Origin of the sequence: Streptomyces malaysiense (assembly GCF_000980885.2) — a bacterium.
GTDB lineage: Bacteria > Actinomycetota > Actinomycetes > Streptomycetales > Streptomycetaceae > Streptomyces > Streptomyces malaysiense.
The window spans coordinates 40,957-66,062 of record NZ_LBDA02000001.1; the positions used below are offsets into that span (position 1 = coordinate 40,957).

21 protein-coding genes are annotated in these 25,106 nt (G+C 73.3%); 10 read left to right on the forward strand and 11 right to left on the reverse strand.

The annotated features are described in order from the left end of the window. Positions 1 to 98 precede the first annotated feature (98 nt). Positions 99 to 1,328: a cytochrome P450 gene (locus tag VT52_RS00205; RefSeq protein WP_046426644.1), complete on the forward strand. Its 1,230-nt coding sequence runs from the start codon at positions 99 to 101 to the stop codon at positions 1,326 to 1,328. 12 nt (positions 1,329 to 1,340) lie between these two features. Next, positions 1,341 to 1,559 (forward strand): ferredoxin, encoded by a 219-nt coding sequence (locus tag VT52_RS00210; protein ID WP_046426643.1) that lies wholly within the window; start codon positions 1,341 to 1,343, stop codon positions 1,557 to 1,559. A gap of 180 nt (positions 1,560 to 1,739) precedes the next feature. On the opposite strand, the gene VT52_RS00215 is transcribed toward VT52_RS00210, so the two are convergent. Both VT52_RS00215 and VT52_RS00220 read right to left on the reverse strand, forming a co-directional pair. Beyond that, positions 1,740 to 2,297 (reverse strand): carboxymuconolactone decarboxylase family protein, encoded by a 558-nt coding sequence (locus VT52_RS00215; RefSeq protein ID WP_046426642.1) that lies wholly within the window; start codon positions 2,295 to 2,297, stop codon positions 1,740 to 1,742. 56 nt (positions 2,298 to 2,353) lie between these two features. Then, positions 2,354 to 3,808, reverse strand: a complete 1,455-nt coding sequence (locus VT52_RS00220) for a CoA transferase (RefSeq protein WP_046426641.1) — start codon at positions 3,806 to 3,808, stop codon at positions 2,354 to 2,356. 198 nt (positions 3,809 to 4,006) lie between these two features. Here VT52_RS00220 and VT52_RS00225 point away from each other — a divergent pair, with 198 nt between their 5' ends. The 4 genes from VT52_RS00225 (at position 4,007) to VT52_RS36630 (ending at position 11,060) form a co-directional block, all read left to right on the forward strand. Continuing rightward, complete coding sequence (locus tag VT52_RS00225; RefSeq protein ID WP_240509610.1) at positions 4,007 to 4,270, forward strand: acyl carrier protein; 264 nt, start codon at positions 4,007 to 4,009, stop codon at positions 4,268 to 4,270. 25 nt (positions 4,271 to 4,295) lie between these two features. Then, entirely contained in the window at positions 4,296 to 8,828 is a 4,533-nt protein-coding gene (locus VT52_RS00230; RefSeq protein WP_046426639.1) for a type I polyketide synthase, read from the forward strand. Continuing rightward, the gene (locus tag VT52_RS00235; RefSeq protein WP_046426637.1) at positions 8,825 to 10,408 is read left to right on the forward strand and encodes a long-chain-fatty-acid--CoA ligase; all 1,584 of its coding nucleotides are present in this window, start codon (positions 8,825 to 8,827) and stop codon (positions 10,406 to 10,408) included. Before VT52_RS00230 ends, VT52_RS00235 begins: the two co-directional genes overlap by 4 nt. 136 nt (positions 10,409 to 10,544) lie before the next feature. After that, positions 10,545 to 11,060, forward strand: coding sequence for a hypothetical protein (locus tag VT52_RS36630; RefSeq protein WP_046426635.1), 516 nt, complete (start codon positions 10,545 to 10,547; stop codon positions 11,058 to 11,060). A gap of 223 nt (positions 11,061 to 11,283) precedes the next feature. Here VT52_RS36630 and VT52_RS00245 read toward each other — a convergent pair whose 3' ends face one another. The 3 genes from VT52_RS00245 to VT52_RS00255 all read right to left on the reverse strand — a co-directional run bounded on the left by VT52_RS00245 (position 11,284) and on the right by VT52_RS00255 (position 15,201). Continuing rightward, positions 11,284 to 12,249 (reverse strand): alpha/beta hydrolase fold domain-containing protein, encoded by a 966-nt coding sequence (locus tag VT52_RS00245; RefSeq protein WP_053055682.1) that lies wholly within the window; start codon positions 12,247 to 12,249, stop codon positions 11,284 to 11,286. A 189-nt stretch (positions 12,250 to 12,438) separates the two neighbouring features. Then, positions 12,439 to 13,899: a flavin-containing monooxygenase gene (locus VT52_RS00250; RefSeq protein WP_206306401.1), complete on the reverse strand. Its 1,461-nt coding sequence runs from the start codon at positions 13,897 to 13,899 to the stop codon at positions 12,439 to 12,441. A gap of 432 nt (positions 13,900 to 14,331) precedes the next feature. Next, a complete protein-coding gene (locus VT52_RS00255; RefSeq protein ID WP_240509611.1) occupies positions 14,332 to 15,201 on the reverse strand; it encodes an AfsR/SARP family transcriptional regulator in 870 nt (289 codons plus the stop codon). 348 nt (positions 15,202 to 15,549) lie between these two features. On the opposite strand from VT52_RS00255, the gene VT52_RS00260 reads away from it, so the two are divergent. The 3 genes from VT52_RS00260 (at position 15,550) to VT52_RS00270 (ending at position 17,947) form a co-directional block, all read left to right on the forward strand. Continuing rightward, complete coding sequence (locus VT52_RS00260) at positions 15,550 to 16,548, forward strand: LLM class flavin-dependent oxidoreductase (RefSeq protein ID WP_046426631.1); 999 nt, start codon at positions 15,550 to 15,552, stop codon at positions 16,546 to 16,548. Beyond that, positions 16,545 to 17,321, forward strand: a complete 777-nt coding sequence (locus tag VT52_RS00265) for a thioesterase II family protein (protein WP_046426629.1) — start codon at positions 16,545 to 16,547, stop codon at positions 17,319 to 17,321. Before VT52_RS00260 ends, VT52_RS00265 begins: the two co-directional genes overlap by 4 nt. A gap of 83 nt (positions 17,322 to 17,404) precedes the next feature. Beyond that, positions 17,405 to 17,947, forward strand: coding sequence for a flavoprotein (locus tag VT52_RS00270; RefSeq protein WP_046426627.1), 543 nt, complete (start codon positions 17,405 to 17,407; stop codon positions 17,945 to 17,947). Here VT52_RS00270 and VT52_RS00275 read toward each other — a convergent pair. Next, complete coding sequence (locus VT52_RS00275; protein WP_046426626.1) at positions 17,944 to 18,801, reverse strand: hypothetical protein; 858 nt, start codon at positions 18,799 to 18,801, stop codon at positions 17,944 to 17,946. The two genes, VT52_RS00270 and VT52_RS00275, sit on opposite strands and share 4 nt — an antisense overlap. A gap of 136 nt (positions 18,802 to 18,937) precedes the next feature. Next, positions 18,938 to 19,744 carry an endo alpha-1,4 polygalactosaminidase gene (locus VT52_RS00280; protein ID WP_046426624.1) on the reverse strand — a complete coding sequence of 269 codons (807 nt, stop codon included), beginning with the start codon at positions 19,742 to 19,744 and terminating at the stop codon, positions 18,938 to 18,940. Positions 19,745 to 19,846: 102 nt separating this feature from the next. Between VT52_RS00280 and VT52_RS00285 the strand changes: the two genes are divergently transcribed. Next, entirely contained in the window at positions 19,847 to 20,815 is a 969-nt protein-coding gene (locus tag VT52_RS00285; RefSeq protein ID WP_046426622.1) for an aldo/keto reductase, read from the forward strand. A gap of 120 nt (positions 20,816 to 20,935) precedes the next feature. Here VT52_RS00285 and VT52_RS00290 read toward each other — a convergent pair whose 3' ends face one another. From VT52_RS00290 to VT52_RS00305, 4 genes are all read right to left on the reverse strand, one after another. After that, on the reverse strand, positions 20,936 to 21,427 hold the full coding sequence (locus VT52_RS00290; protein WP_046426620.1) for a universal stress protein: 492 nt from the start codon (positions 21,425 to 21,427) through the stop codon (positions 20,936 to 20,938). Positions 21,428 to 21,442: 15 nt separating this feature from the next. Next, a complete protein-coding gene (locus tag VT52_RS00295) occupies positions 21,443 to 22,696 on the reverse strand; it encodes an SLC13 family permease (protein WP_046426716.1) in 1,254 nt (417 codons plus the stop codon). Positions 22,697 to 22,798: 102 nt separating this feature from the next. Continuing rightward, a complete protein-coding gene (locus VT52_RS00300; RefSeq protein WP_046426617.1) occupies positions 22,799 to 23,506 on the reverse strand; it encodes a DUF4232 domain-containing protein in 708 nt (235 codons plus the stop codon). Between the two features lie 159 nt (positions 23,507 to 23,665). Beyond that, positions 23,666 to 25,078 carry a serine/threonine-protein kinase gene (locus VT52_RS00305; protein ID WP_046426615.1) on the reverse strand — a complete coding sequence of 471 codons (1,413 nt, stop codon included), beginning with the start codon at positions 25,076 to 25,078 and terminating at the stop codon, positions 23,666 to 23,668. Between the last annotated feature and the right edge of the window lie 28 nt (positions 25,079 to 25,106).

Sequence of the window (25,106 nt, forward strand, 5' to 3'; positions counted from 1 at the left end):
GGATCCTTGAAGTGGCCGAACTTGTCATCGACCCATAGGTGCCTGAGGCATCTAATGAAGATCGGCACGACGCACCTCTTCGTCTGCGAGGTCTTTCCATGACGGAACTGACGGACATCACCGGCCCGGCGACCCCGGCCGACCCCGTCGCCTTCCCCCAGGACCGCACCTGCCCCTACCACCCGCCCACCGGCTACGCCCCGCTGCGCGAGGCCCGGCCCCTGGCCCGCGTCACCCTCTACGACGGCCGCGAGGTCTGGATGGTCACCGGGCACGCCATCGCCCGCGCACTGCTCGCCGACCCCCGGCTGTCCAGCGACCGCCGCCGCGGCGAGTTCCCGTTGCTCTCCCCCCGCTTCGAGGGCGTCCGCGACCGCCGGGTGGCGCTGCTCGGCCAGGACGACCCCGAGCACCAGCGGCAGCGGCGGATGATGATCCCGTCGTTCACCCTCAAACGCGCCGGCGGGTTGCGGCCCGCCATCCAGCGGATCGTGGACGGCCTGCTGGACACGATGATCGAACAGGGCCCGCCCGCCGAGCTGGTCTCCGCCTTCGCGCTGCCCGTGCCGTCGATGGTGATCTGCGACGTGCTCGGCGTGCCCTACGCCGACCACGAGTTCTTCGAGGAGCAGTCGCGCCGGCTGCTGCGCGGCCCGACCGCCGCGGACAGCCAGGGCGCCCGCGACCGCCTGGAGGAGTATCTCGGCGGCCTGGTGGACGCCAAGGCGCGGCAGTCCGGGCCCGGTGACGGAGTCCTCGACGAACTCGTCCACCAGCAGCTGAGCCAGGGCACGCTGGAACGCGCCGACGTCGTCTCGCTCGCGGTGATCCTGCTGGTCGCGGGCCATGAGACGACCGCCAACATGATCTCCCTCGGCACCTTCACCCTGCTCCAGAACCCCGGCCGGCTGGCCGAGCTGCGCGCGGACCCGGCGCTGCTGCCAGCGGCCGTCGAGGAACTGATGCGGATGCTGTCCATCGCCGACGGGCTGGCGCGGGTGGCGCTCCAGGACATCGAGATCGACGGCACCACGATCCGGGCCGGTGAGGGTGTCTTCTTCGCCACGTCGGTGATCAACCGGGACCCGGGGCAGTACGACGATCCCGACGCCCTGGACTTCCACCGGCCCACCCGTCACCACGTGGCGTTCGGATTCGGCATCCACCAGTGCCTGGGCCAGAACCTGGCCCGCGCGGAGCTGGAGATCGCCCTCGGCACCCTGCTCACCCGGCTGCCGGGACTGCGGCTGGCCGCGCCCGCCGAGGAGATCCCCTTCAAACCCGGCGACACGATCCAGGGGATGCTGGAACTCCCCGTGACCTGGTAAGAGGCTCAGCTCATGCACATCGAGATCGACAAGAACGTCTGCATCGGCGCGGGCCAGTGTGCGCTGACCGCGCCGGGTGTGTTCACCCAGGACGACGACGGGTTCAGCATGCTGATCCCCGGCCGCGAGGACGGCGGCGGCGACCCGAACGTCCGCGAGGCGGCCAGGGCGTGCCCGGTGGGCGCGATCACCGTGACGGACTCCGCGGCGGCGGAGGCGCAGGTGGAGTGACGGAGCCGGGGGCCGGGCGGGCGGCGGGGGCCGCAGCCGGGCGTTCCCGCCACACCGGTGATCGCGATCGACACCGCCCCCGTCTCCGCTCGGTCGCCCTGGACCGCCGGCCGGACCGAGGCGGCGGTCACCGGGCGCCGCCTCGGTCGCCGCGAGGCGCCGGGGCGGGCGCCCGGACGTTCAGTCGCCGTGCATGCTCTGCGCCATCCGTACCAGCTCGTCGCTATCCGCCGCGTCTATCCCGACGTCCAGGACGGTGCAGACGCGGGCCAGGAGGTAGTAGAAGCCCGCGAGGACGAGGGTCTCGACGATCTGCTCCTCGGTGTAGTGGGCGCTGACGGCCGCGTAACGGGCGTCGTCCACGACGGGCGCGGCGGCCGCGGCGGCGGCGAAGGTGACGAGCGCCCGCTGGGCCGGGGTGAAGACGTCGGCGTCGTATCGCTTGGCGCGCAGGGCGGTGCGCTGCTCGTCCGTGACACCCACGGCCCGGGAGATGGGCACGTGCTGCGCCCACTCGTACTCGGCCTCGAACACGGTGCCGTAGGTGAGGATGAGAAGCTCGCGGTCGATCGCGTCCAGGCTGGCGTCGGCGAAGAGCGAGGCGCCCAGCCGGGCGATCTGCGTGACCGACCGCGGCGCGTGGCCGAGCGTCCGGTACACGTTGATGATGCGCCCCTGGCTGAGCGAGCGCAGGGCTTCGGGCAGCGCCTCGGTGTCGAGGCAGGGGATGCGGGACATGGTGTCTCTCCTCGGGAGGGGTCGGTGCGAGGGGCCGGGGAACGTGTGGGGTGGGGTCAGGAACCCTGGTCGTCGAGCCAGCGCGGCTGTGACGAGCCGCGCGGGACCAGCAGCGGGCCGCGCCAGGCCGGCGGGGTCGCGCTCAGGGTCACCGGCGGTGCCACCAGGGAGAGTTCGCCGAGCGGGGTGGTTCGGACGAGGCGCTCGGGCGGGGGCAACGGAGAGGCGGGCAGCAGTCGTTCCGCCTGCTCCTGCGTGAACGTGCCGAGCTGCCAGGCCCAGTTGGACACACCGGCGAGGGAGACCCGGACCCGGTAGCTGCCGCCCTCGTGGGCGCGGCGCAGGACCGCGCTCATCACGCCGGCGGCGACGAGGTAGGCGGCCAGGTAGTCGTTGAGCATGCGGCCGGGCGGCAACTGCGGTCGTCCGTCCCGCCGTTCGCTCCAGTTGACGCCGGTCAGGGCCTGGGCGTGCTGGTCGAAGCCGCCCCGGTCCTGCCAGGGGCCGCTGTGGCCGTAGGCGCGCACGGAGACGTGGATGACCCCGGGCGAGATCTCGGCGCACTCCTCGGGGCTCAGCCCGAGCCGGGACATCTTGCCGGCCCGGTGGTTGTGCACGAACACGTCGGCGGTGCGCAGCAGTTCCTCGAAGACGCGCCGGCCCTCGCCGCCGGAGTCCAGGGCGAGCCGGGCCGAGCGCAGGCCGACACCGGTCTCGTTCCAGCACAGATCGTGGTCGAAGGCGTTCGGCTCGCACACGTGCAGCACGTCGGCGCCCTGCTCGGCGAGGACCCGGCCGGCCGCGGTGCCGGCGAAGACATGGGTGAACTGGAGGGAGCGCAGACGGGACAGCGGCTGGGCGCCGGCCGGCAGCGGACGCGGCGGGGCGTCGCCCACCCGCTCGACGGCCACGAGGGGCTCGTCCAGCACGGCCCGGCCCTGCGGGTGTGCGAGGAACTCCTCCCGGCTGCGGACGACGGCGAGGGGCACGCCCCGGACGGCCGCCTCCTCCTCCAGGTCCCAGGAGACCCGCCGGGCGACGGCGGCACCGATGTGCTCCCGGGTGTGCGCCGCGCCGAGCATGTCGAGGAAGGCGTCGCGGGTGCTCGGATAGCAGGCGATCGGAATGGCCCAGCGGTCGTCCGCGGTCCGGTACAGGTCCCACAGCGCCGGAGCGAGCCCGCCGTCGAGCCCGAGCACGCTGCCCATGTTGGAGCCGTAGCCGTTCAGCGTGTTGCCGCCGCCGAGATAGGGGGTGAGCTGGTGCATGGCCTGCCCGAGGTCCAGCCCGAGGCGCTGTGCGCGGCCCGTCGCACCCTGCCAGATCTGTGCCGCGCCCACGGCCGCGGACAGCAGGGCTATGCCCATGGCCGAGCCCAGCCGGATGGTCGACGGCACCAGCGGATCGTGTCCGCGCACGACGAGTTCGCTGACCGCGTCGTCACGCGACAGGCCGAGCGTCTTCAGTGTCCTGTCTAATTCACCGATCAGATCGAATTCGTTTTCTTCCATGCCCGGAAACATAGCACCGATGAGGTGGCGGTAAACCGGGGAAACGCCGTTTTCGGAGGGGGTGCGCGACGGTGATGACGAAAGTCGAACCGTCATCAGTCGGCTATCAGTTCACTATCAGGAACAGCTGGTTCGGTTGTCCTGAAGCAGTCGATTCGTAGAGAGGCGGTGACGTGGATGTCGCATGATTTTCCCGCCGTGGAGGAGCTCAATCACCTGCCGGAGCACGAGCGCCGGGAACTCATCGAGGACCTGGTGGTGGAGGAGTTCAAGAGCGCCCTTTTCATGACCGACCGAGAGGAGTTCGCCCTGGACGTGGGCTTCTTCGACCTAGGGCTCACCTCGCTGCGGCTGAGCGAGGTGAAGCTTTCCCTGGAGCGGAAGCTGGGGCGCGAGATTTCGACGGCCGCCCTTTTCGGCCATCCGACCGCCGGTCAGTTGATCGACCATCTTTGTGCGTGATCTTTTTCCTGACCGGAGGGAATAAATGTCGGAAACATCGAGTCCTGCGGCGGCCGAACTGGCCGCCGTACGCGCGGAACTGCGACGCAAGGAGGACGCGCTCGCCGCCAACGCGGAAGCACTCGCCGCCCTGGAGCGCGAGAAATATGAACCCATCGCCATCGTAGGCATGGGGCTGCGTATTCCGGGCGGGAACGACGACGTCGACACATTCGCCGAGTTCCTGCGCGAGGGCCGCTCGGGCATCGGGCCGCTGCCGGCCGGGGAGCGCCGTCAGATGGCCCCGGGCGAGGACGAGGGCGAGGAACAGGAGGGCCGGCCGCGCGGCGGCTTCGTGCGTGACGTCGACCGCTTCGACGCCGCCTTCTTCTCGATCTCCCCCAAGGAGGCGCCCTACATCGACCCCCAGCAGCGGCTGGCCCTCCAGACTGCCTGGGAGGCACTGGAGCACGCGGGCATCGACCCCACCTCGCTGCGGCACGGCGACACCGGCGTGTTCATGGGCGTCACCACCCTCGACTACATCTTCGAGTCCACCGACCTCGCCCCCGCCGACCTCGACGGCTACCTCGCCCCCGGACTGAGCCACAGCGCCGTCTCGGGCCGGATGTCCTTCTTCCTCGGGCTGCGCGGTCCGTGCATGACCGTCGACACCACCTGCTCCTCGTCGCTGACGGCCACCCACCTCGCCGTGCAGGCCCTGCGCGGCGGCGAGTGCGGGATCGCGCTGAGCGGGGGCGTCAACGTCATCCACAACGCGCAGAACCACACCATCCTGAAGCTGGGCGGCGTGCTCTCCGCCGACGGGCAGTGCAAGACCTTCGACGAGCGGGCCGACGGCTACGCCCGCGCCGAGGGCTGCGGGGTGCTGGTCCTCAAGCGGCTGTCCGACGCGCTGCGGGACGGCGACACCGTGCACGCCGTGATCCGGGGCTCCGCGGTCGGCCAGGACGGCGAGAGCGCCGGCCTGGTGGCCCCCAACGGCGCGGCCCAGGAACAGGTCATGCGCTCCGCACTGGCCCGGTGCCGGCTCGCCCCCGGCGACATCCACTACGTCGAGGCGCACGGCACGGGCACCGCGCTCGGCGACCCCACCGAGATGGACGCGATCAGCGATGTGTTCGCCGAGTCGCACACCAAGGAACGGCCCATGGTGGTGGGCTCGTTGAAGACCAACATCGGGCACATGGAAGGCGCGGCCGGTGCCGGCTCGCTCATCAAGGCGGTGCTCCAGCTGCGGGAGCGGACGGTCTTCCCGCACCTGAACCTCGTCACCCCCTCCCGGCGCATCGCCTGGGACGACGCCCCCGTCACCGTGCCGGCCGAGTGCCGCCCCTGGCCCGGCACCGGCCCCGGACGCGCGATGGTCAACGGCTTCGGTGTGACCGGCACGATCGCCTCCGTCGTCCTGGAAGAGGCACCGGCCGCACCCGCCGGGGAAGCGGACGCCCCGGCGCGCCCGAGCGCCGTCCTCACCCTGTCCGCCAAGAGCCGCGCCTCGCTGCGCCGCCTCGCCGAGCGCTACCTCGACCACCTGGACCGCCACCCCGACACCCCGCTCGCGGACCTCTGCCGCACCTCCAACACCGGGCGCGCGCACTTCCGTCACCGGATCGCCGAGGTGGTGGGCGACCGGACCGACGCCGTACGGGCCCTCGGCCGGCGAGCCGAGTCCCTGGCGGCGGGCGGTGCCCGCGGCGGCGGCTCGGCGAGCGCCCCGAAGGTCGCGTTCCTCTTCTCCGGCACCGGCACCCAGTACCCCGGCATGGGCGCCGCGCTCTACCACCAGTACCCGGTCTTCCGCGCCGCGCTGGACGAGTGCGACGCCGTCCTCACCCCACTGCTCGGCCTGCCCCTCGGCGAGTTGATCCGCGGCGAGTGCGAGGCACCCGAGCGCATCCACGAACCCCGTTACCTCCAGCCCGCGTTGTTCAGTCTCGAATACGCGATGGCCCGGCTCTGGCTGTCCTGGGGCGTGCGCCCCTCGGTACTGATGGGCCACAGCCTGGGCGAGTTCGCCGCCGCCGCGGTGGCCGGACTGTTCTCGCTGGAGGACGGCGCCCGCCTGGTGGCCGCCCGCGGCCGGCTGAGCGAGGCGCTGCGCAGCAAGGGCGGCATGGCCGCGGTCGGCGCGCCCGCGGCCGAGATCGCCCCGCTCGTCGAGGATTACCCGGACCTGACGATCGGCGCCGTCAACGGTCCCGGCCAGTGCCTGCTCACCGGCGGCCACGACGCGCTCACCGACGCGGGCCGGCGGCTGGCCGAACGCGGCGTGAAATTCACCCCGTTGAAGGGCGCCGTGCCCTACCACTCACCGCTGATGGCCGAGATCGCCGACGCGTTCCGCGAGGTCCTCGCCGGTGTCGAGTTCCGCACCCCCGGCATGGCCCTGGTGTCCAACGTGACCGGACGCGTGGCCCGCGGACGGCAGATGGCGGACCCCGAGTACTGGATCGGCCACCTGCTCGAACCGGTGCAGTTCGAGGCCGGGGTCCAGGCGGTGGACCAGCGCGGCCGGCACGTCTTCGTCGAGCTCGGCCCCTCCGGCGCGCTCACCGCGCTGGCCAGGACCACGGCGGGCGAGGGTGACCACGTCTGGTTGAGCAGCACCTTCCGCGACGACCGCGACGGGGACATGATCCGCCGGTCCCTGGCCAAGGCCTACGAGGCGGGCGTGCCCGTCTCCTGGGCCGGATATCACGAGGGCGCCCCGCTGCGCCGCGTCCCCGTGCCGTCGTACCCCTTCGACGGCAAGCGGTACTGGCTGCCCACCGCGCAGCGCCGGGCCGCCGAGGCCGCCTGGCAGGCGGAGCGGACCGGCGAGGACCCGCGGGGCGCGAACGGCGGCCTGTTCTACGAGCAGCACTGGGTGCCCCGGACCCTGCCGGACACCCGCCGCGAGGGACGCCGCGTCCTCGTCGCCGGGGACACGGACCGGCTGCCGGGCGGGCTGGCCGCGGCGGCCGCCGCGGCGGGCGTCACCCTCGATGTCGTACCCGGTCACGCGGCCCTCGCCGGGGCGCTGGAGGGCGAACCGCCCACCGATGTGTGCTGGCTCTGGCGCGCCCACACCGGCGAGGAGGACGGAGTGGCGCGACTGCGCGCCGAGTCCGAGGCCAACTACCGCGATCTGCTGGGCGTGCTGGACACGCTGGCCCGCTCGGGCTTCGGCCGGGGACAGCGGCTGTGGCTGGTCACCGGGGGCGCACAGCACCTGCCCGGCGACAAGAGCGCCGAACCGGCGGCCGCGGCCACCCTGTGGGGCTTCGGCCGTGCCCTGGGCGCGGAGTTCCCCGGCTACCGGGTGACCCTGCTGGACCTGGCGCCCGGCGGCCGGGCCGCCGCCGGCCTGGTGGGGGAGTGGTCGGCCGCCGGGGAGAGCGAACTGGAGATCGTCCACCGCGACGGCGGGCGCTGGGTACGACGGCTGCGCGCGGCCTGCCCCGTCCCCGAGGACTCCCGCCCCCGCACCGTCCGCCCCGACCGCACCTATGTGGTGGCCGGCGCGACGGGCATGGTCGGACGCGCCGTCGCCCGCCGCCTCGTCGCCCTCGGCGCCCGCCACCTGGCCCTGCTGAGCCGCACCGGCGGCCCCGCCCCGGCCCTCGGCGACGGCGTCACGGTGCGGGTCCACGCCTGCGACCTCGGCTCCGCGCCGGACGTGACCCGTGTCCTGACCGAACTCGCCGCCGGCGCACCCCCGGTGGGCGGAGTCGTCCACGCCGCCCAGGAAGCCGCACGGGACCTGCCGCTCGCCCAGCAGACCTGGGAGAGCCTGGACGCCGTGTTCCAGGCGAAGGTCTACGGCGCCTGGCTGCTGCACGAGGCCACCGCCGACCTGCCCGAACTGGACTTCTTCCTCGGCTGCTCCACGGCCGGCGCCCTGTTCGGCGCCGCCACGCAGACCGGTGCCGGCGCGGGCGCCGCCTTCCTCGACCATCTGATGGCCCAGCGCGCCGGTGCCGGCCTGCCCGCCACCGCCGTCAACTGGGGACCGTGGGCGCCCCGGGAGCCCGGCCGGCAGCTCAGCTCCTCACTGGTGCGCAGCTGGGAGGGACAGGGCATCACGCTCCTCGAGGAGGACGAGGCCACCGACGCGCTGCCCGCGCTGCTGGACGCCGGGCGCGCCCAGGTCCTGATGGGCCGCTGCGACTGGAACCGCTTCGTGGCCCGCAGGGCGCCGAGCGCGCTCTTCGCCGAACTGGTCTCCGGCGCCGCCGCGGACGGGGCGCCCACCGGCGTCGACGCCCTGGCCGACACCTCGGGGGCCGCGCGTTCGGCCGGGATCAACGCCATCGTGCGGGCCCGGCTCGCGGACGTCCTGCGCTTCGAGTCGGCCGACGACATCGAACCCGACGCCGAACTGGCCGCCCTCGGCATGGACTCGCTCAACGCGGTGGAGATCCGCAACTCGCTGGAGGCGGCCTTCCGGATCACGCTGCCCGCGTCGGTCACCTTCGACCGCCCCGGCGTGGACCTGCTCAGCGCACACATCGAAGAACTGCTGTCCGGTGCCGAGGCACCGGCGCACGAGGCGGGAACGGGAGCACACCGATGACCACATCCACGCGATCGCGGACCCTGGGGGAAGTGATCTCCCGCCAGGCCGCGCTCCGGCCCGAGCAGCCGGCCGTCGTCTGCGCCGGACGGGCGCTCACCTACCGGGAGCTGGACCGGGAGAGCGCGCGCACGGCCGAGGTGCTGCGCGCGGCCGGTGTGGTACCCGGCGCCCGGGTGGGCTACCTCGGCAAGGAGGCCGTCGAGTACTGGGAGCTTGCCTTCGCCTGTGCCCGCACCGGCGCGGTCCTGGTCCCCGTCAACTGGCGGCTGACCCCGCAGGAGGTGGACCACATCCTGCGGGACTCCACCACCCAGGTGCTGCTGGTGGACGAGGAGCACCTGCCGGTGGCCGCCGAGGTGCGCGAGGGGCTGCCCACGCTGCGGACCCTGGTCTGCCTGGACGCCGACACGCCCGGCGCCGAGTCCCTGGCCGCCCGCAAGGACGCGGTGGCCGCGGGTGCCGGCCCGCGGAGGTCCGGCGGCCGGGACGTGCCGGACGACGCGGAGAGCCCCGTCGTGCAGATCTACACCAGCGGCACCAGCGGGCTGCCCAAGGGGGTCGTCCTGCCGCACCGCAGCTTCTTCAACGTCGCCGAGGCGATGGACGACAACGGCCTCGACTGGCTCGACTGGAGGCCCGGCGACCGCAGCCTGATCGGCCTGCCCGGCTTCCACATCGGCGGTCTGTCCTACGCGATGCAGGCGTTCAACGCCGGTGTCACGGTGGTGTCGCTGCCCGCCTTCATCAGCTCCGACGCGGTGCGCGTGATCGAGGAGGAGAAGGTCACCACCGGCATCGTGGCGCCCGCCATGCTGGAGCTGATGCTCCTCGAACCGGCCGCCGCCCGGGGTGCCCTCGGCTCGCTGCGCAAGATCGTCTACGGCGGCTCGCCGATCGGCGAGGACCTGCTGAGCCGGGCGATCGACCTCATGGACTGCGACTTCCTCCAGATCTACGGCAGCAGTGAGACCGGCAACTTCGCCGTCTGCCTGCCGCCCGCCGACCACGTCCCCGGCAGTGCGCGGCTGCGCGCGGCGGGCCGCCCCTACCCGGGGATCGAGGTGCGCGTCGAGGACCCCGAGGGCCGGGCACTGCCCGCCGGAGAGGTCGGCGAGGTCTGTGTGCGCACCCCCGCCCGGATGCTCGGCTACTGGCGGCTCCCCGAGGCCACCGAGCGGACCGTGGTGGACGGCTGGGTGCACATGGGGGACGCCGGCCACCTCGACGAGGACGGCTACCTCTACGTCCGCGACCGGGTCAACGACATGATCATCGTGGCGGGCGAGAACGTCTACCCGAAGGAGATCGAGGACGCCCTCGGGCGGCACCCCGCGGTGTCCGGCGCCGCCGTGGTGGGCCTGCCGCACGAGCGCTGGGGCGAGTCCGTGCACGCCCGGGTGGTCCTGGAGCCCGGCAGGCAGGCGGGGGCCAGGGATCTGCACCTCTTCCTGCGCGGCCGGCTGGCGGACTTCAAGATGCCCACGTCGTACGACTTCACCGACGCCCTGCCCCGCAACCCCAGCGGGAAGGTCCTGCGCCGGGCGGTACGCGACGAACTCGCCGCCGCGCGGGGCTGATCGACCGCGCATCGCCCACGACGCCGGCCCGCCCCGGGACCGGGGGGCGGACCGGCGCCGTGGGCGCGGAGCCCGGGGCGCGGGCCGGCCGACCGGCGCGGATAGGCTGCCCGTCCGGCTCGGGGGAGGGACAGCGGTGATCGGCGGCGACGGAGGGGGCCGGGAGATCGCGGTGCCGGGGGGTGTGGGGGAGACCGCCGGTCTGGCGCCGGTGAGCGATGCCGGGCGGCCCGTGTGGCTGGTGCCGGGGGCGGACGGGACGACCGGCCGCTGGGACGTGGCGGCCGCGGTCCATGAGCCGGTGGCGGCCACCACCCTCGCGACGGAGCCGGATCCTGGGCCGGTCGCCGGTGCCGTCGGCGCCCGCACGCGTCCGCCGACGGGACGTTCGCCGCGGTGGTCGACGACTACGGCCGGCACGGGGAGGCGCTGGGTGTGGCATCCCGTCGGGATCCCCACCGTACGGGATCTGACCGCATGGCTGCGGGGCGCGGTGCGGGAGTCGGAGGAAGGCCCGAGCGGGGTCGGGCTGTGCGGCCGGGAGTACTACTGGGACCGGCCCATGACATGGATCGACTCGACCAGGGTCGCCGTCGCCGGGCTCGGCGACGACGAGGAGGTCGTACGGCCCGGCGGGGCACTTCTTCAGTGACGGTACCCACCTGTCCAGCGGCGGTGACGCCGGTACCGCGGGCCTGTCCGCGTGGGATCCCGCCACCGGACGGCTTGTCGGAGTGGTGCCGGGCTTCCTCCCCGCGCACCACCATCCGGGCGCCGGGCAGTTCGTGGAGACCGGCGGCGACGCGGTGCGGGTGTGGACGGCGTGAGCGGACGCCCCGCCCGCGGGGCGTCCGCGCGGTGTCGTCCGGCGGGGGTCAGCCGTGCAGGTGGCGGCGCAGGTATTCGTGCCAGGTCCGCTCAAGGGTCCTGGCGAGGGCCGACCGCGGCGCGAACACGTCCCACGAGTGGTACGCGTGCGCGTAGACGTGCAGGTCGACCGGGACACCGGCGGCGATCAACCGCCGCGCGAAGTCGATGTCCTCGTCGCGGAAGAGGTCGAACTGGCCGACGGCGATGAAGGTGTCCGGCAGACCGGCGAGATCGGTGGCGCGGCCGGGTGCGGAGTACGGGTGCACGTCGGGCGCGCCCACGCGCTCACCCAGCACCGCGGCCCAGGCGTACAGGTTCTCCCGGCGGTCCCAGACGCCGAGGTCGGTGATCTCGTGGCTGGAGCGGGTCTCGTTGCGGTCGTCGAGCATCGGGTAGTGCAGCGACAGCAGCCGCGGAGGGCGTTCACCGCGGTCGCGGACCATGAGCGCGGCGGCCGTGGCGACCGCCCCGCCGCCGCTCGCGCCCGCGAGCCCGATCCGGTCCGGGTCGAGCCCGTGCTCGGCCGCGTGCCCGGTGAGATACGTGTACGCCAGGTGGCCGTCCTCGGCCGCGCCCGGCGCCGGGGTCCGCGGCGCCAGCCGGTAGTCCACCGCGGCCAGTACGACGTCGAGCCGCAGGGCCAGGTCCGCGCCGTACGCCCGAACCGCGCGGTCGTGGGCGCTGCCGAGGACCTGGCCGCCGGCGTGGAAACAGACCAGGGCCGGCCGGGCGGGGTCGGCGCCGCCGGGGTGGAACAGCAGCACGTCGAGCGTGGTCCCGTCGGCGCGCGGAAGGCGCAGCGTCTCGGTCGTGACGCGCGGGTCCGGGGCGGGCGCGGGGAGCAGTTCCTCGGCGGCCGCCACCCGCTCGCGGCACGCCGGGATGTCGGAAAGGTCCAGCAGCGCGCCGTTCGGGGCCTTGGGCAGGCCGGCCAGCGCGGTCGCGAGCTCGGGATCGATGTCGTAGGCCATGGTCTCTTTCCTTCCCGGGTACGGAGCGAGGGGGCGTCGCCCGAGGCGGCGAGACCGGCCGGGCCGCGGTGACCATGAACTTCCGTGCGGCACCGGGGCGTTGCCGCCGCTCGGGAACACCGAACGGGACGCTGCCGCGGTGCCGCCCGGAGCCCTGACCGGCCCGGCCGGGAACGGGTCGGGATCCGCCTAGCGGGTGTAGTCCCGCGGCTCGAAGACGGCGGTGCGCTCCCGGTACGCCTCGATGCCGGCGGGCCAGTTGTTGACCACGCGGCCGTCGCCCGTCTTGTACCAGCTCGCGCAGCCGGCGGCGAAGGCCGTGCCCGCGAGGTCCCGCTGGAGCTCCTCGTTGTACCGGCGCTGCACCTCGGGGGCGACGTCCAGGGTGCGGTCCCGGTCGCCGTCGAGGGAGCCGAGCGCCTTGAGGACGTAGTCGATCTGGCACTCCACCATGAACAGGACCGAGTGATGGCCCAGGTTGGTGTTCGGGCCGTAGAGCATGAACATGTTGGGGAAGCCGCTGACGGACACCCCGAGATAGGCCTCGGGGCCGTTCTTCCACGCCTCGCGCAGCGTCAGCAGGTTCCGGCCGACGATCTCCGCCCCGCCGGTGCGGTCCAGCGGCTGGAAGCCGGTGGCGTGCACGATCACATCGACGTCGTGCAGCCGTCCGTCCGCGGTCCTGACGCCCTCCGGCTCGATCCGCGTGATGGGCTCGCAGACCAGCTCGACGTCGTCACGGGAGACCGCCGGGTAGTAGTCGTCGCTGATCAGCACCCGTTTGCAGCCGAACGCGTAGTCGGGGGTGAGCCGTTCGCGCAGTCCCTCGTCGGCGACCTGTCCGGCCAGATGGTCCTCGGCCACCCGCAGGAACTCGCCCCGCACCGGGTTGCCGTCGTCGCGCAGGCCGACGGCCCAGCCGTCGCGCTCACGGTAGAGACCCTCGCGCAGTTCGTCGTAGCGGTGCGGTTCGGCGAGCAGCCCGGCGCGCTCGTCGTCGCTCAGCGCCTGGTCCTGGCGCGGCAGCAGGTAGTTGGCGGACCGCTGGAACACCGTCAGCCGCTCGGTGTCCTCGGCGATGGCGGGCACCAGCTGGACGGCGCTGGCCGCGCTGCCGATGCAGGCGACCCGCTTGCCCGACAGATCGAGGTCCCCGGGCCAGCGCGCCGTGTGCACCTGGGTCCCCGTGAAGCGCTCCGCGCCCTCGATGTCCGCCCAGGCCGGCAGGTTCAGCTGCCCCCAGGCGGTGATCAGCACCCGGGCCCGCAGCCGCTCGCCGCGCGCGGTGCGCAGCAGCCAGCGGCCGTCCTCGTCCGACCAGGTGGCCTGGGTGACCTCGGTGCCGCAGCGGATGTGCTCCGTCAGCCCCTGGCTCTCGGCGAACCGTTCGAGGTTGTGCAGGATCTCCGGCTGCCCGGCGTAGGTACGGCTCCAGTCGGGCTGCTCGCCGAAGGAGTACCAGTACAGGTGGGACTGCACGTCGCAGGCCGCTCCGGGGTACGTGTTGTCGCGCCAGGTCCCGCCGATCGAGGCGGCCTTCTCCAGCACCGTGAACGTGTGCCGGCCGGCCTCCTTGAGGCGGGCGGCCATGCCGAGGCCCGACATCCCGGCGCCGATGATGACGATCTCGAAGTCCTCGTCCATAGTCATCCCCTTCGTAGTACCTCTTCGCGGTCCACCCTGGACAGGGCTGCTGATCGACCGCTGAAGAACCACTGATGGAGTGATGGCGGACAACCGTTGTTCTCTCATGGTGAAGATATCTCGACAGACCCGTATAAGGATTTTCAGTCGCTGATTGCAACAGGAAAGGATGCGAGAAATAAACCCTTGTCGACATCAGGGAGAAAAGCGCCCGAAACTGCTTTGACAGCGCTCTCTTCGTTCTCCTGTCGATTTCTTCGCGGGGTATGCGCGAGGAATAGTCTGGCGCGCCGCGCTGACGCGGGGCTGACGCGGCACCGACTCCGTCGGGAGGGGCCCGGGGCGGAAACGCGGAACGAGGCTGCGGCGGTACGCCCCCGGCGGTTTCCGGGCGTACTGCCGCAGCCTCGTCGTCGCTGTCGGTCGGCCGCTCCGCGGCTAGGCCGGCACGGCGGCGTCCAGCGAGGGCGCCTGGTTGAGGATCTGCTGGAGCCGCTGGCGCAGCTTGAGCGAGGGCTCCATGCCCAGCTCGCTCGCCAGCCGGTGCCGCGTGCTGTTGTACGTCTCCACCGCCTCGGCCTGCCGCCCGGTCCGGTACAGGGCCAGCATCAGCATCTCGGTCAGCCGCTCCCGCCAGGGGTGGATGGTGCGCATGCGCTTCAGCTCACTGATGCTGTGCACCGGGTCCGCCAGCTGTATCCCCAGCCAGAGCTTGTCCTCGACCGCGCACAGCTGCTCCTCCTCCAGGGCCAGCGCCACGCTCTGCGACATGGGCCCCTGGGCGACGTCCTGGAAGGGTGCGCCGCGCCACAGCGCGAGCGCCTCGTCGAGCAGGCGAAGGGCCTGGTCGGGGGTGTGCCGGGCGCAGGCGCGGGCCTGGCCGGCGAGCCGCCGGAAGGCCGCGGCGTCGGTCTCCTCGTCTCCCAGCTCCAGGACGTAGCCCGACGAGCGCGTGAGCAGTTCGGGCGCCCGGCCGTCCGGCCCGGCCAGTTGCTGCAGGGTCCGCCGTAACCGGTACACGTGGGCCTGGAGTGAGTTCTCGAAGGTGGGCGGGGGGTTCTCCCCCCACAGCTCGGTGTACAGCTGCTCGGCGGCCAGCGGCCGGCCGGGGCTCACCAGCAGCGCCGCCAGCAGGGTGCGTTGCCGGTTGCCGCCGACGGTGTGCGTACGACCGTCGGCGCGCACCTCCAGGGGGCCCAGGAACGCGCAGACCGGACGCGTCGGGGAAGCGTCCCGCGCCGAAGGCCCGGAAGGCAGTCTGCGTTCGTTGTTCGGATGGGCGTCCTCGAACTGCGAATAGGTGATCACTTTTTCCTCCTGCCGTACCGTACGCGGGTCCTTTAATTGACTCTATTAACCTTCGCAGCCGCAAGTATCGAACGGTGTCAGCCGTCGCTTCCAGGCCAGTGCGTGCCCCTTGCAACAATGCTGATTTCTGCCGGTGATGTCGGGACGGAACGGTGCATGTCGGACATGATAATTGGGTGTTCGTCGCCGCTTCCTGCCGATTATGGAGCCCAGCCACGGCTGGTTAAGACTCCGCATTAACGGTTTTCCAATTCCCGCGCCCTCTTTCATCGGACGATCAGGAACCTGTCAGGTGCGCTTGCTTGGATCGCGGGTACCGCCGACCGCGACCAGAGAAAGAGGTGTGTGATGGGGGCCGTCCGTCAGCCGCTCCGGGTGGGGGTCCTGTTGCCGACCCGGGAGCAGGCGATCCTCGGCGAGCACAGTGCCTCCTCCCTGCTGGACTTCGCGCGGCGCGCCGAACAGCTCGGCTTCGACTCGCTGTGGACGGGCGACTCGCTCGCCGCGCGCCCCCGGCTCGACCCCCTCGTGGTGCTGTCCGCCGTGGGCGCGGTGACCCGCCGGGTGCTGCTGGGCACCGCGGCCATGGCGCCGGCGCTGCGGCATCCGCTCATGGCCGCGAGCATGGTCAGCAGCCTGGACCACGTCAGCTCCGGCCGGCTCGTCCTCGGGGTGGGGTCCGGCTTCCCGGTGCCGGAGGCCGACGAGGAACTGGCCGCCGTGGGCGCCTCGTCCACCACTCGCGCAGGCACCCTCGACGAGGTCACCGCGCTGTGGCGGACCGCCTGGAGCAGCACCCGGCCCGGCGCGCCCAACCACTTCACGGGCCGGCACTGGCAGGCGGAGGGCCTGGACCGGCTGATCTGCCCGGCCGCGCTGGACGGACCGCCGCTGTGGCTCGCCGCCGGCGCCGACGGCGCCCGCGCGCTCGAACGGGCCGCGCGCCTCTACGACGGCTGGCTGTCGTCCCGTACCTCGGCCGAGTCCTACGCCGGTGCGCGGCGCCGTCTGGAGGACCTCTGCCGGCGCGCGGGACGCCGGGCCGGAGCGGTGACCCCGGCCCTGTACCTGACGGTCACGGTCGGCCCGGACGAGCGCGGGGCCAGGGTCGAGCTGGACGACTACCTCGAACACTGCTACGGGCGCGCCCTGGAGCAGATGTCGGCCGTGCGCGCCTACGCGTGGGGGCCCAGCGAGCACTGCGCGCAGCGCCTGGCCGACTATGTGCGGGCGGGCGCCCGGCACATCCTGCTCCGCATCGGATCGCTGCGACCGGAGACACACCTGCGGGAGATCGCGGACGTACTCGTGTCCAAGGCCCGCCAGACAGATCAGGAGAACACATGAGCGCCGCCGGCCGCACCCGACGTGCCCGCTGGTTCACCACCGCCGGGGCCGATCCCCACGCCGACCACCAGGTGTTCCTCTTCCCGCACGCGGGCGGCACCGCCCCGGCCTACCAGACGTGGGCCGCCACCCTGCCCTCCACCATGGACGTGCGCACCCTGCAGCTGCCGGGCCGTCAGGAGCGCTCGGGCGAGAAGCCGTTCACCGACGTGGACCCCCTGGTGGACGCGCTCCTGGAGGTCTTCGAGGCCGAGCTCGACGGCCGGCCCTATCTGCTCTTCGGCCACAGCTTCGGCGCGCTGCTCGCCTACCGGCTGTCCGTGGCCGCCGCGTGGAACGGCCTGCCGGCCCCCGCGCTCCTCGGCGTCTCGGCCTGGGCCCCGGCCCTGGAACCGGCCGCCGAGCTGGCCCGGGTCGCCACCATGTCGGATGATGAACTCCTCGAAAAAGTAGGGCAGTTGGGTCTGATGCCGGAGGGTGCGACGCTCGACCCGGCCACCCTGGCCTCGATCATGCCCGCACTGCGCGCCGACTTCCTGGCCGCCGGCAGCCTGCGCGAGGACGGCGAGCCGGCGCCCTGTCCGGTCGCCGCCTACTGCGGCACCACCGACCCGATCGTGGCACCCGGCGACATGGCCGCCTGGGCGGACCACTGCACCGACTTCCTCGGCGCGACCCAGTTCCCCGGCGGCCACTTCTACCTCTTCGAGCACACCGCGGCCCTCCAGCACAGCCTCGACCGCCGGCTGCGCCGCCTGTCCGCCCGGATCTGACGGCCGGGTACCGGCCGCCCGTCCCGGAACCGGGCCCCTGGGCAGGCGGCTCACGCACGGCACCCGGTCGATACCCTTCCCGGGTGACCGAAGACGCCGGAGCATCCCGGAAGCCGTTCCTGTACGTCGTCGTCTGCGCGGCCGGAATCGCCGCGGGGGTCGAGGAGTTGATCGTCGCCGCGCAGCGGCGGGGCTGGGAGGTGGGGGTCATCGCCACGCCGGTCGCGACGGGCGGCTTCTTCGACCTCGCGGCGGTTCAGGCCCGTACCGGCAGGATCGTACGGTCGGCGTGGCGGTCTCCGGCCGATCCGCGGCCGTTCCCGGCGCCCGACGCCGTGGCGGTCGCGCCCGCCACCTTCAACACCGTCAACAAGTGGGCGGCGGGCATCGCCGACACCCTTGCCGTCAGCACCCTGTGCGAGGCGGCGGGCCTCGGTGTGCCGATCGCGGTGCTGCCCTGTGTGTCCGGTGCGCTGGCCGCCCATCCCGCCTACCGGGACAGCCTGGTACGGCTGCGCGGGATGGGCGTGCGCTTCGGGGACGCGTACTCCGGCGAGCCGGGCCCTGACGGCGGCCGTCCCGAGTTCCCCTGGACGACCGCGCTGGACCTGCTGGGAGAACCCTAGGAGCAGGTCAGCTCGGGCCCCTTCAGCATGCCGCCGGTGTACAGGGCCTGACCGTCGGGCATCCAGTAGCCCAGCTTGGAGACCACCGTGGAGCAGGTCGCGCCGACGGTGACACGGACCCTGACCCGCTCCGGGTGGCCGGGCTGGAGCTCGGTCAGCGCGCAGTCCAGGGAGTACGGCAGCCGGGTCTTCGCCGGGTACTCGCCCACCAGCGGGTTGACGCAGCGGGCGTCCGAGGTGGTGATCCGGACACCGCTGCCCGCCTCGCCGATCAGCCCGAACCGGGCACTGCCGTCGCCCTCCGCGCTGTCCCGGCGCACCGTGTAGGTCAGCGTGGTCGTGCTGTTGCGCCGCAGCCTCGTCCGGTCGACGGTGATGGCGTGGCTGGGCGGCGCCTTGGGCGCGGTCAGCGTCAGGGTGGCCCGCACCTGGCCCATGAGGTCCACCCCGGCGGGCGCGGACCTTACCCGCACGGTGGCCGTGATGTCGTACGTGCCGGGCCCCGGGTAGTCGCCCGAACCGGGCAGCGGGCCGCCGGCCAGGGTCTTCCCGGAGCGCTTCGCGGTCCAGGTGCCGTTGGTCCGGCAGGTGTAGCGGACCCGGGTGCCGGCCCGGCCGCAGGAGGCCGGGGCGGAGACCGCGAACTGCGGGGTGCCGCTGCCCGCGCACAGGCTGACCAGCGCGTGCTGGCCGTGATCGCCGCGCAGTGTCCCGGCGACCGCGCACAGCGTGGCCGGATCCTCGGCCTTGGGGGCCGGGGCGGCGGCCGTGCTGCCCCAGGCCGGGGTGACGAGGGCGACGGGCAGCAGCGCCGCCCCGGTCAGTGCTCTCAGGGTGGTCGGACGAGACGGCACCGCGTTCCTCCCGGACGGCCATGACCGGCCGGGTGCCGGTCGCCTGCCCACGAGGATCGTCCGACGGTACGACCGCCCGTCGGTTCCCACGCCGAACGGTCACCTGGGGGCAGCAACACATCCGTCCCGGCGGCCGCTAACGCACCGCGCGCACGTACCCGGAGGCGCCCGGGGTCGACACGTCCCGGTCACGGCGGACGATGCTCAGCCGCTTGCCCCAGCCGGCCAGGGCCTTGCGCAGTCCGGCCGCCGTGTACTCGATGTCCACCACCCGGTCCCCGAACGCCTTCGCGTACACCCCGCACTCGTCGTACTGCCCGCACTCCTCCGCCACCGCGAAGTCCAGCCCGGCCCGGCGCCGCTGACCGGCCAGTTCGGAGGTGTTCTTCTGCGCGACGGCCAGGTGCCGGTCGTGCGCGTGCCGGGACAGCAGGGCGATGAACGCGATCGCGTCGGAGGCGGAGAGCAGCCCGTCGGAGCGGGTGTAGCTGTCGTAGTTGTCCGGCTCCACGGCGTCGAAGCCCTTGCGCGCGCACTCGTCGATCCAGCCGTCCACCCGCCGCGCCACCCGCTTCCGCTTGGCCGGGGTGCCGATGTCGAGCAGTGCCTCGTTCCAGTCCCGGTCCATGACGACCTCGCCGCGCGCGTTTCGCAGCAGCAGGTCCCGCGGCCAGGAGGCGCGTTCGGCGGGCTGGGCCTGGAAGGCGTTGACGTAGCAGATGTTGTACAGGCCCGGCGCGGGGGAGTCGGACCGGTCGCGGCTGACGACGCGGACGCCGGAGGGCGGGGGATAGGCGCCGCCGATCTGGTAGTCGAACCCGGCGTGCCGGGGCGGCAGTCGCACCGCGGGCGGCTTCGCGCCGTCGTCCTTCCCGGTGGTGGCACAGCCCGTCAGGACGGAGACGGTGACGGCCAGTACGACGATTGACGCGGCGCGGAACATGTCAGGATCAAAGCCTTCGGACGCTTCGCCGGTCAAGCCGGTGTCCGGCCACGCCGTAGGCTCGGCCGTTGATCACCCGTCCCGAAGGCAGGAGCAGCAACGATGCAGTATGTGAAGCTCGGTTCGACGGGCCTGGACGTGTCGCGCGTCTGTCTGGGCTGCATGACCTACGGGGTGCCGGAGCGCGGCAGCCACGAATGGACCCTGGACGAGGAGGCCGCCCGTCCGCTGATCCGGCAGGCGCTGGAGGCGGGCATCACCTTCTTCGACACCGCCAACGTCTACTCCGACGGCACCAGCGAGGAGATCGTCGGCAAGGCGCTCAGGGACTTCGCGCGCCGCGACGAGATCGTGCTGGCCACCAAGGTCCACGGGCGGATGCGGCCGGGCCCCAACGGCGCCGGACTGTCCCGCAAGGCGATCATGACCGAGATCGACCACAGCCTGCGCCGCCTCGGCACCGACCACGTCGACCTCTACCAGATCCACCGCTACGACCACGCCACGCCCGTCGAGGAGACGATGGAGGCGCTGCACGACGTGGTCAAGGCGGGCAAGGCCCGCTACATCGGGGCGAGTTCGATGTACGCGTGGGAGTTCTCCAAGGCCCAGTACACGGCGGAGCGGCACGGCTGGACGAAGTTCGTCTCCATGCAGGACCACTACAACCTGCTCTACCGCGAGGAGGAGCGGGAGATGCTGCCGCTCTGCGCCGACCAGGGCGTCGGCGTGCTGCCGTGGAGCCCGCTCGCCCGGGGCCGGCTCACCCGGGACTGGGGCACGGTCACCGGGCGCAGCGAGCGCGACGACTTCGGCAGCAGGCTGTACCAGGAGGGCGACCGCGCGATCGTGGAGGCGGTCGGCCGGATCGCCGGGGAGCGGGGTGTGCCGCGCGCCCAGGTGGCCCTCGCCTGGCTGCTGCACCAGAGCACCGTGACCGCCCCGATCGTCGGCGCGGGCAGCCCCCGGCACATCGAGGACGCGGTCGCCGCCGTCGGACTCACCCTCGGCGACCAGGAGATCGAGGAGCTGGAACGGCCGTACACACCTCGCGCGATCAGCGGTCACTGAGTCCCCCGGCGCTCCGGACGCCCTCGGCCCCCGTCGGTTCACAGGGGCCTTCCGCGCCCGCCGCGGAGCCGTGGCCGGTGCCCGTCGCGCGGGCGACCGACGTGACGGGGGCGGACCTGCTCAGGGGTGGTGCGGCGGCGGAGGCGGGATGGTCCCGAGGCCGGGGGCCGGCTCGGGCCAGACCAGCAGGACCGGGCAGGGGGCGTGGTCGACGGCGAAGCGGACCGCCGGGCCGAGGCTGCGCGGCCCGAGCCGGGACCGGTCGCCGTCCCGCGCCAGCAGCAGCAGATCGGCCCCCTCCGCGGCGGCCACCACCTCCCGCTCGACCCGGCCCGCGCGCTCCTCGCACACGGCGGGCCGGCCCAGCCGCTCGGCCGCGGCTGCCAGGAGTTCGGCGGCCGACGTCCCGCCCAGCTCCTCCAGCAGGACACCGGGATCGCGCTCCGGGTGCCCGCGGCCCAGCAATCCCGCGAACGCGCCGTGTGCGACCCCGGGCACATCGGGGCCGCTGACGTGCAGCAGCACCACTTCGGCGGACTCCGGCGCGTGGGTGCGCACGGCGTCCACGCAGGCGGGCCAGGTGCCCTCGACCAGCCAGACGATCACCCGCATCGGGTCGGCCTCCCGTCAGAGAACGTGCAGCGACCCCCACAGTGCCACCACCGCGACCGCGAGGGAGGACGGCACGGCGAGCAGACCCAGCCGGGTGAACTCGCCGAGATTCACGCCGTGCTCGTGCTGGTGCACGATCCGCCGCCACAGCAGCGTGGCCAGCGACCCGGCGTAGGTCAGGTTCGGGCCGATGTTCACGCCGAGCAGCACCGCGAGCACCGCGCCGGGACCCGCCGGGGCCGCGAGCGGCAGCAGGACCAGCACCGCGGGCAGGTTGTTGACGATGTTCGCGAGGACGGCGGCCAGCGCGGCCGTCCCCAGCAGCGCGGGCAGACCGGTGCCGCCCGGCACGACGTGGCCGAGCGCGTCGGCGAGCCCGTTGTCCACCACCGCCCGCACCACGATGCCCAGCGCCAGGACGAACGCGAGGAACGCCGGGGCCGCCGCCCTCACCACGTCCACCGGGGTCGCCTCCCGGCGCAGCAGCGACCGCCCGGCCAGCACCAGCGCCCCGGCCGCCGCCACCCAGGCGGGCTCGACGCCGAACGCCGAGGCCACCACGAACCCGGCCAGCGTGCAGGCGACGGTCACCACCGCGAACCGGGGAAGGACGGGCGGCTCGCCGGCGTCGCGGCCCGCCGGGGCCGCCGCCGCGAGGTCCCCGGCGAAGAACCGCCGGAACACCGCGTACTCCACGCAGATCGCCGCCAGCCACGGCAGCGCCATCAGCCCGGCGAACCGGGTGAAGCTCAGCCCGCTCGCCGCGAACGCCAGCAGGTTCGTCAGATTGGACACCGGCAGCAGCAGCGACGCCGTGTTCGACAGATGCGTGCAGGCGTAGACATGCGGCTTGGGTCGTACGCCGGTGCGCGCGGCGGTGGCGAACACCACCGGGGTGAGCAGCACGATCGTGGCGTCCAGGCTGAGTACGGCGGTGATGGCGGACGCGAGCACGAAGACCGCCGTCAGCAGCCGTACCGGACGTCCCGCGGCGCAGCGGGCCATCCACGCCCCGCACGCCCGGAACAGGCCCTCCACGGAACAGAAGTGGGCGAGCACGAGAACCGCCGCGAGGAAACCGACCACCGGACCCAGCCGCTCGGCCTCGGCGCGGGCATGGCCGAGGGAGATGGCGCCGGAGGCGATGACGATCCCGGCGGCCGGCACGGCCATGACCGCCTCCGGCCACCCGAAGGGCCGTACGACGGCGAAGGCGAGCACCCCGAGGAGCAGGACGACGGAGAGTGCTTCGGCGAGCGCGCTGTTCAGTGCGGGGTCCTTCCGGATTCGGTCACGCTGTCCCGCCCATGAAAACACCCGCTCGGGAGTACGGAGTCCCCGGCCGTGCCGCGACGGCCGGGGCGGGACCCGTCAGGGAGCGGTGCCGGGGCTGAACACCGTCAGGAAGACGGACGAGGAGTTGCCGGAGACCGGGACCTCGCCACCCGTCCACGTCACCTTCAGGTGATCGCGTTCATCCGGCGGGGTGATCAGCAGAGCCGCCGGCTTGGCCGTCCTCGCCCCGCTCACCCCCGGGTTGGAGAAGGTCAGCCCGGCCCAGGCGCTCTGGCCGGGCTTGAGGGTGACCGTCTTGGAGGTGCCGCCCGACTCCCGTCCGGGATTGGGCCCGAGCTGGTCGCCGGAGGCGTTCACGAATGCCGCGCCCGGGAAGCCGCGCACGGTGCAGGTGCGCCCGGAGGTGTTGGTGAGCACCAGGGGGAAGTTCTCCTGCCCGGCGCCCGGGTCGTTGCGGCCCACGGAGGCGCGCAGTTCGGAGGTGTGGCAGCGGGTGCTCACCGCCGTGGTGCCTCCGCCCGAGGTGGCGGTCGCCCGGGTCGGCGCCGCCGTGGGGGCGCCGGTGGGCGCGGAGGACGCGGAGGACGCGGGGGAGGGTGTGGTCGCGGTGTCGGAGGGCCCCGGTGTGGAGTCGCCGGTCGCGGGCGCCGCCGTGCCCGAGGACTTCATGGGGGGATCGCTGTGCACGGTCTGTCCGTTGCCGCAGGCGGTCAGCAGGCCCAGCACGGCGACCGAGCCCGCGAAAAGGACTCCGCGCCGCGCGGACCGTGGGGTGTACACCATGTCGCTCAACACTCCTGGTTGGTCGGGGCACGCGCCGGACGCGTGCCTACGGTGCCGAGTGCGCCGTCACCCCACTCCGATGCACGGACGGTGGGAAAAGTTCGGAACACGACGGTACTTTTTCCCGCTTCGGCCCCGGACCGACCCTCGGCTCACCCCTCAGCTCACCCGCAGGGAGCGGAGTACGCCATCGGTGGCGTCGCCGTCACCCTGCTGGCGTAGCTGCACGTACACCTGCGGTTCGGTGGCACCGCCCGCCGGGACGAGCGCGGACTCGGTGATCGAACCGCCGTCCGGACAGCCGGTCCAGGACCGCACCAGGCCGTGCCAGTCGGCGCTGCGGAAGTCCCGGCTGCCGGAGCGGTGACAGCCGGTGTGCGTGAGGGCCTTCACCCGTTCGGTGACATCGCCGTGCGCGCTGACCCCGACGAACACCCCGTCGACCGGGGCGGCCAGATCGGGCCAGCGGGCGAGGTCGTCGGCCACCACCAGGCCCGGTTCGTGTCCGGAGCCGAGTCCGAGCACACGCGGGTCCCAGCCGGCGTCGCGCAGCTCGCGGTCCCAGCTCGCGGGCACCCGGACGCTCACCCGGCCGTCCGCGTCCGCCACCCGCGGCTGCTCCGGGGCCCCGCCGCGGTGGAGCACCACGGTCACCGTGACCGCCGCCACCGCGGCCGCGACCAGCGCGGCCACGGACATGGTCACGGCGTTCAGCCGGCCCCGGACCCCACCGCGGTCCCGGCCCGGTCCCGGCCGCTCGGCCCCGACCGCGGCCCCGGCCGGCCGCCCCGCGAGCCGGTCCAGCTCGGCCGCGAACTCCCGAGCGCCGGGCCAGCGCCGCGCCCGGTCCGGCTCCAGGGCCTGCAGCAGCGCCCGCGCCACGTCGTCGCCGAGATCCGGCCGCAGCCGTGCGGGCGGCACCACCTTGCCGGGCGGCCCCGGCACGTTCCCGGTGACCAGTTCATAGCCCACCGCGCCCAGGCTGTAGACGTCGGCCCGCTCGTCGATGCCCGCGCCGGGCTCCGCCTGCTCCGGCGGCCGGTAGCCCGCCGAGCCCGCCGCCAGGGTCAGCACCGAGCCCTGCGCCAGGCTCTTGGCGAGCCCCAGATCGGCCAGCAGCACCCGCCGGGTACCGTCCGGGGCCGTGTGCAGCAGCACATTGGTCGGCTTGATGTCGCGGTGCACGATCCCCGCCTCGTGCAGCGCGGCGGCGGCCCGCGCCGCCTCCGCCGTCAGCGCCAGCGCCTCCGGCACCGGCAACGGGCCGTCCCGCAACAGACCGGCGAGGGTGCCGCCGTCGGCGTACTCCATCACGAAGTACGGCCGTCCGTCGGGGAGTTCACCGATGTCGTAGACCTGCACCACCCGGCTGGAACCGGCCCGCCGCAGCAGCCGGGCCTCCGACAGGAAGCGGTCCCGGACGTCCAGCCGGTGCGACCAGTTCTCGGCGAGCACCTTCACCGCCACCGGGGCCTCGAGCTCCGGGTCGTGGGCGAGCCACACGGTGGCGAAGGCGCCGGTGCCCAGCGGCCGTTCGAGACGGTGGCGGCCGATCCGCTCCAGGGAGTGCATACGACTATCATGCCTGCCCTGAGATCGA

Excerpts from the sequence above, each read along its gene's own strand:
- VT52_RS00205 (WP_046426644.1), top strand. The coding sequence starts at position 99 with ATGACGGAACTGACGGACATCACCGGCCCGGCGACCCCGGCCGACCCC.
- VT52_RS00210 (WP_046426643.1), top strand. The coding sequence starts at position 1,341 with ATGCACATCGAGATCGACAAGAACGTCTGCATCGGCGCGGGCCAGTGT.
- VT52_RS00215 (WP_046426642.1), bottom strand. The coding sequence starts at position 2,297 with ATGTCCCGCATCCCCTGCCTCGACACCGAGGCGCTGCCCGAAGCCCTG.
- VT52_RS00220 (WP_046426641.1), bottom strand. The coding sequence starts at position 3,808 with ATGGAAGAAAACGAATTCGATCTGATCGGTGAATTAGACAGGACACTG.
- VT52_RS00230 (WP_046426639.1), top strand. The coding sequence starts at position 4,296 with ATGTCGGAAACATCGAGTCCTGCGGCGGCCGAACTGGCCGCCGTACGC.
- VT52_RS00235 (WP_046426637.1), top strand. The coding sequence starts at position 8,825 with ATGACCACATCCACGCGATCGCGGACCCTGGGGGAAGTGATCTCCCGC.
- VT52_RS00245 (WP_053055682.1), bottom strand. The coding sequence starts at position 12,249 with ATGGCCTACGACATCGATCCCGAGCTCGCGACCGCGCTGGCCGGCCTG.
- VT52_RS00250 (WP_206306401.1), bottom strand. The coding sequence starts at position 13,899 with ATGACTATGGACGAGGACTTCGAGATCGTCATCATCGGCGCCGGGATG.
- VT52_RS00260 (WP_046426631.1), top strand. The coding sequence starts at position 15,550 with ATGGGGGCCGTCCGTCAGCCGCTCCGGGTGGGGGTCCTGTTGCCGACC.
- VT52_RS00265 (WP_046426629.1), top strand. The coding sequence starts at position 16,545 with ATGAGCGCCGCCGGCCGCACCCGACGTGCCCGCTGGTTCACCACCGCC.
- VT52_RS00280 (WP_046426624.1), bottom strand. The coding sequence starts at position 19,744 with ATGTTCCGCGCCGCGTCAATCGTCGTACTGGCCGTCACCGTCTCCGTC.
- VT52_RS00285 (WP_046426622.1), top strand. The coding sequence starts at position 19,847 with ATGCAGTATGTGAAGCTCGGTTCGACGGGCCTGGACGTGTCGCGCGTC.
- VT52_RS00290 (WP_046426620.1), bottom strand. The coding sequence starts at position 21,427 with ATGCGGGTGATCGTCTGGCTGGTCGAGGGCACCTGGCCCGCCTGCGTG.
- VT52_RS00300 (WP_046426617.1), bottom strand. The coding sequence starts at position 23,506 with ATGGTGTACACCCCACGGTCCGCGCGGCGCGGAGTCCTTTTCGCGGGC.
- VT52_RS00305 (WP_046426615.1), bottom strand. The coding sequence starts at position 25,078 with ATGCACTCCCTGGAGCGGATCGGCCGCCACCGTCTCGAACGGCCGCTG.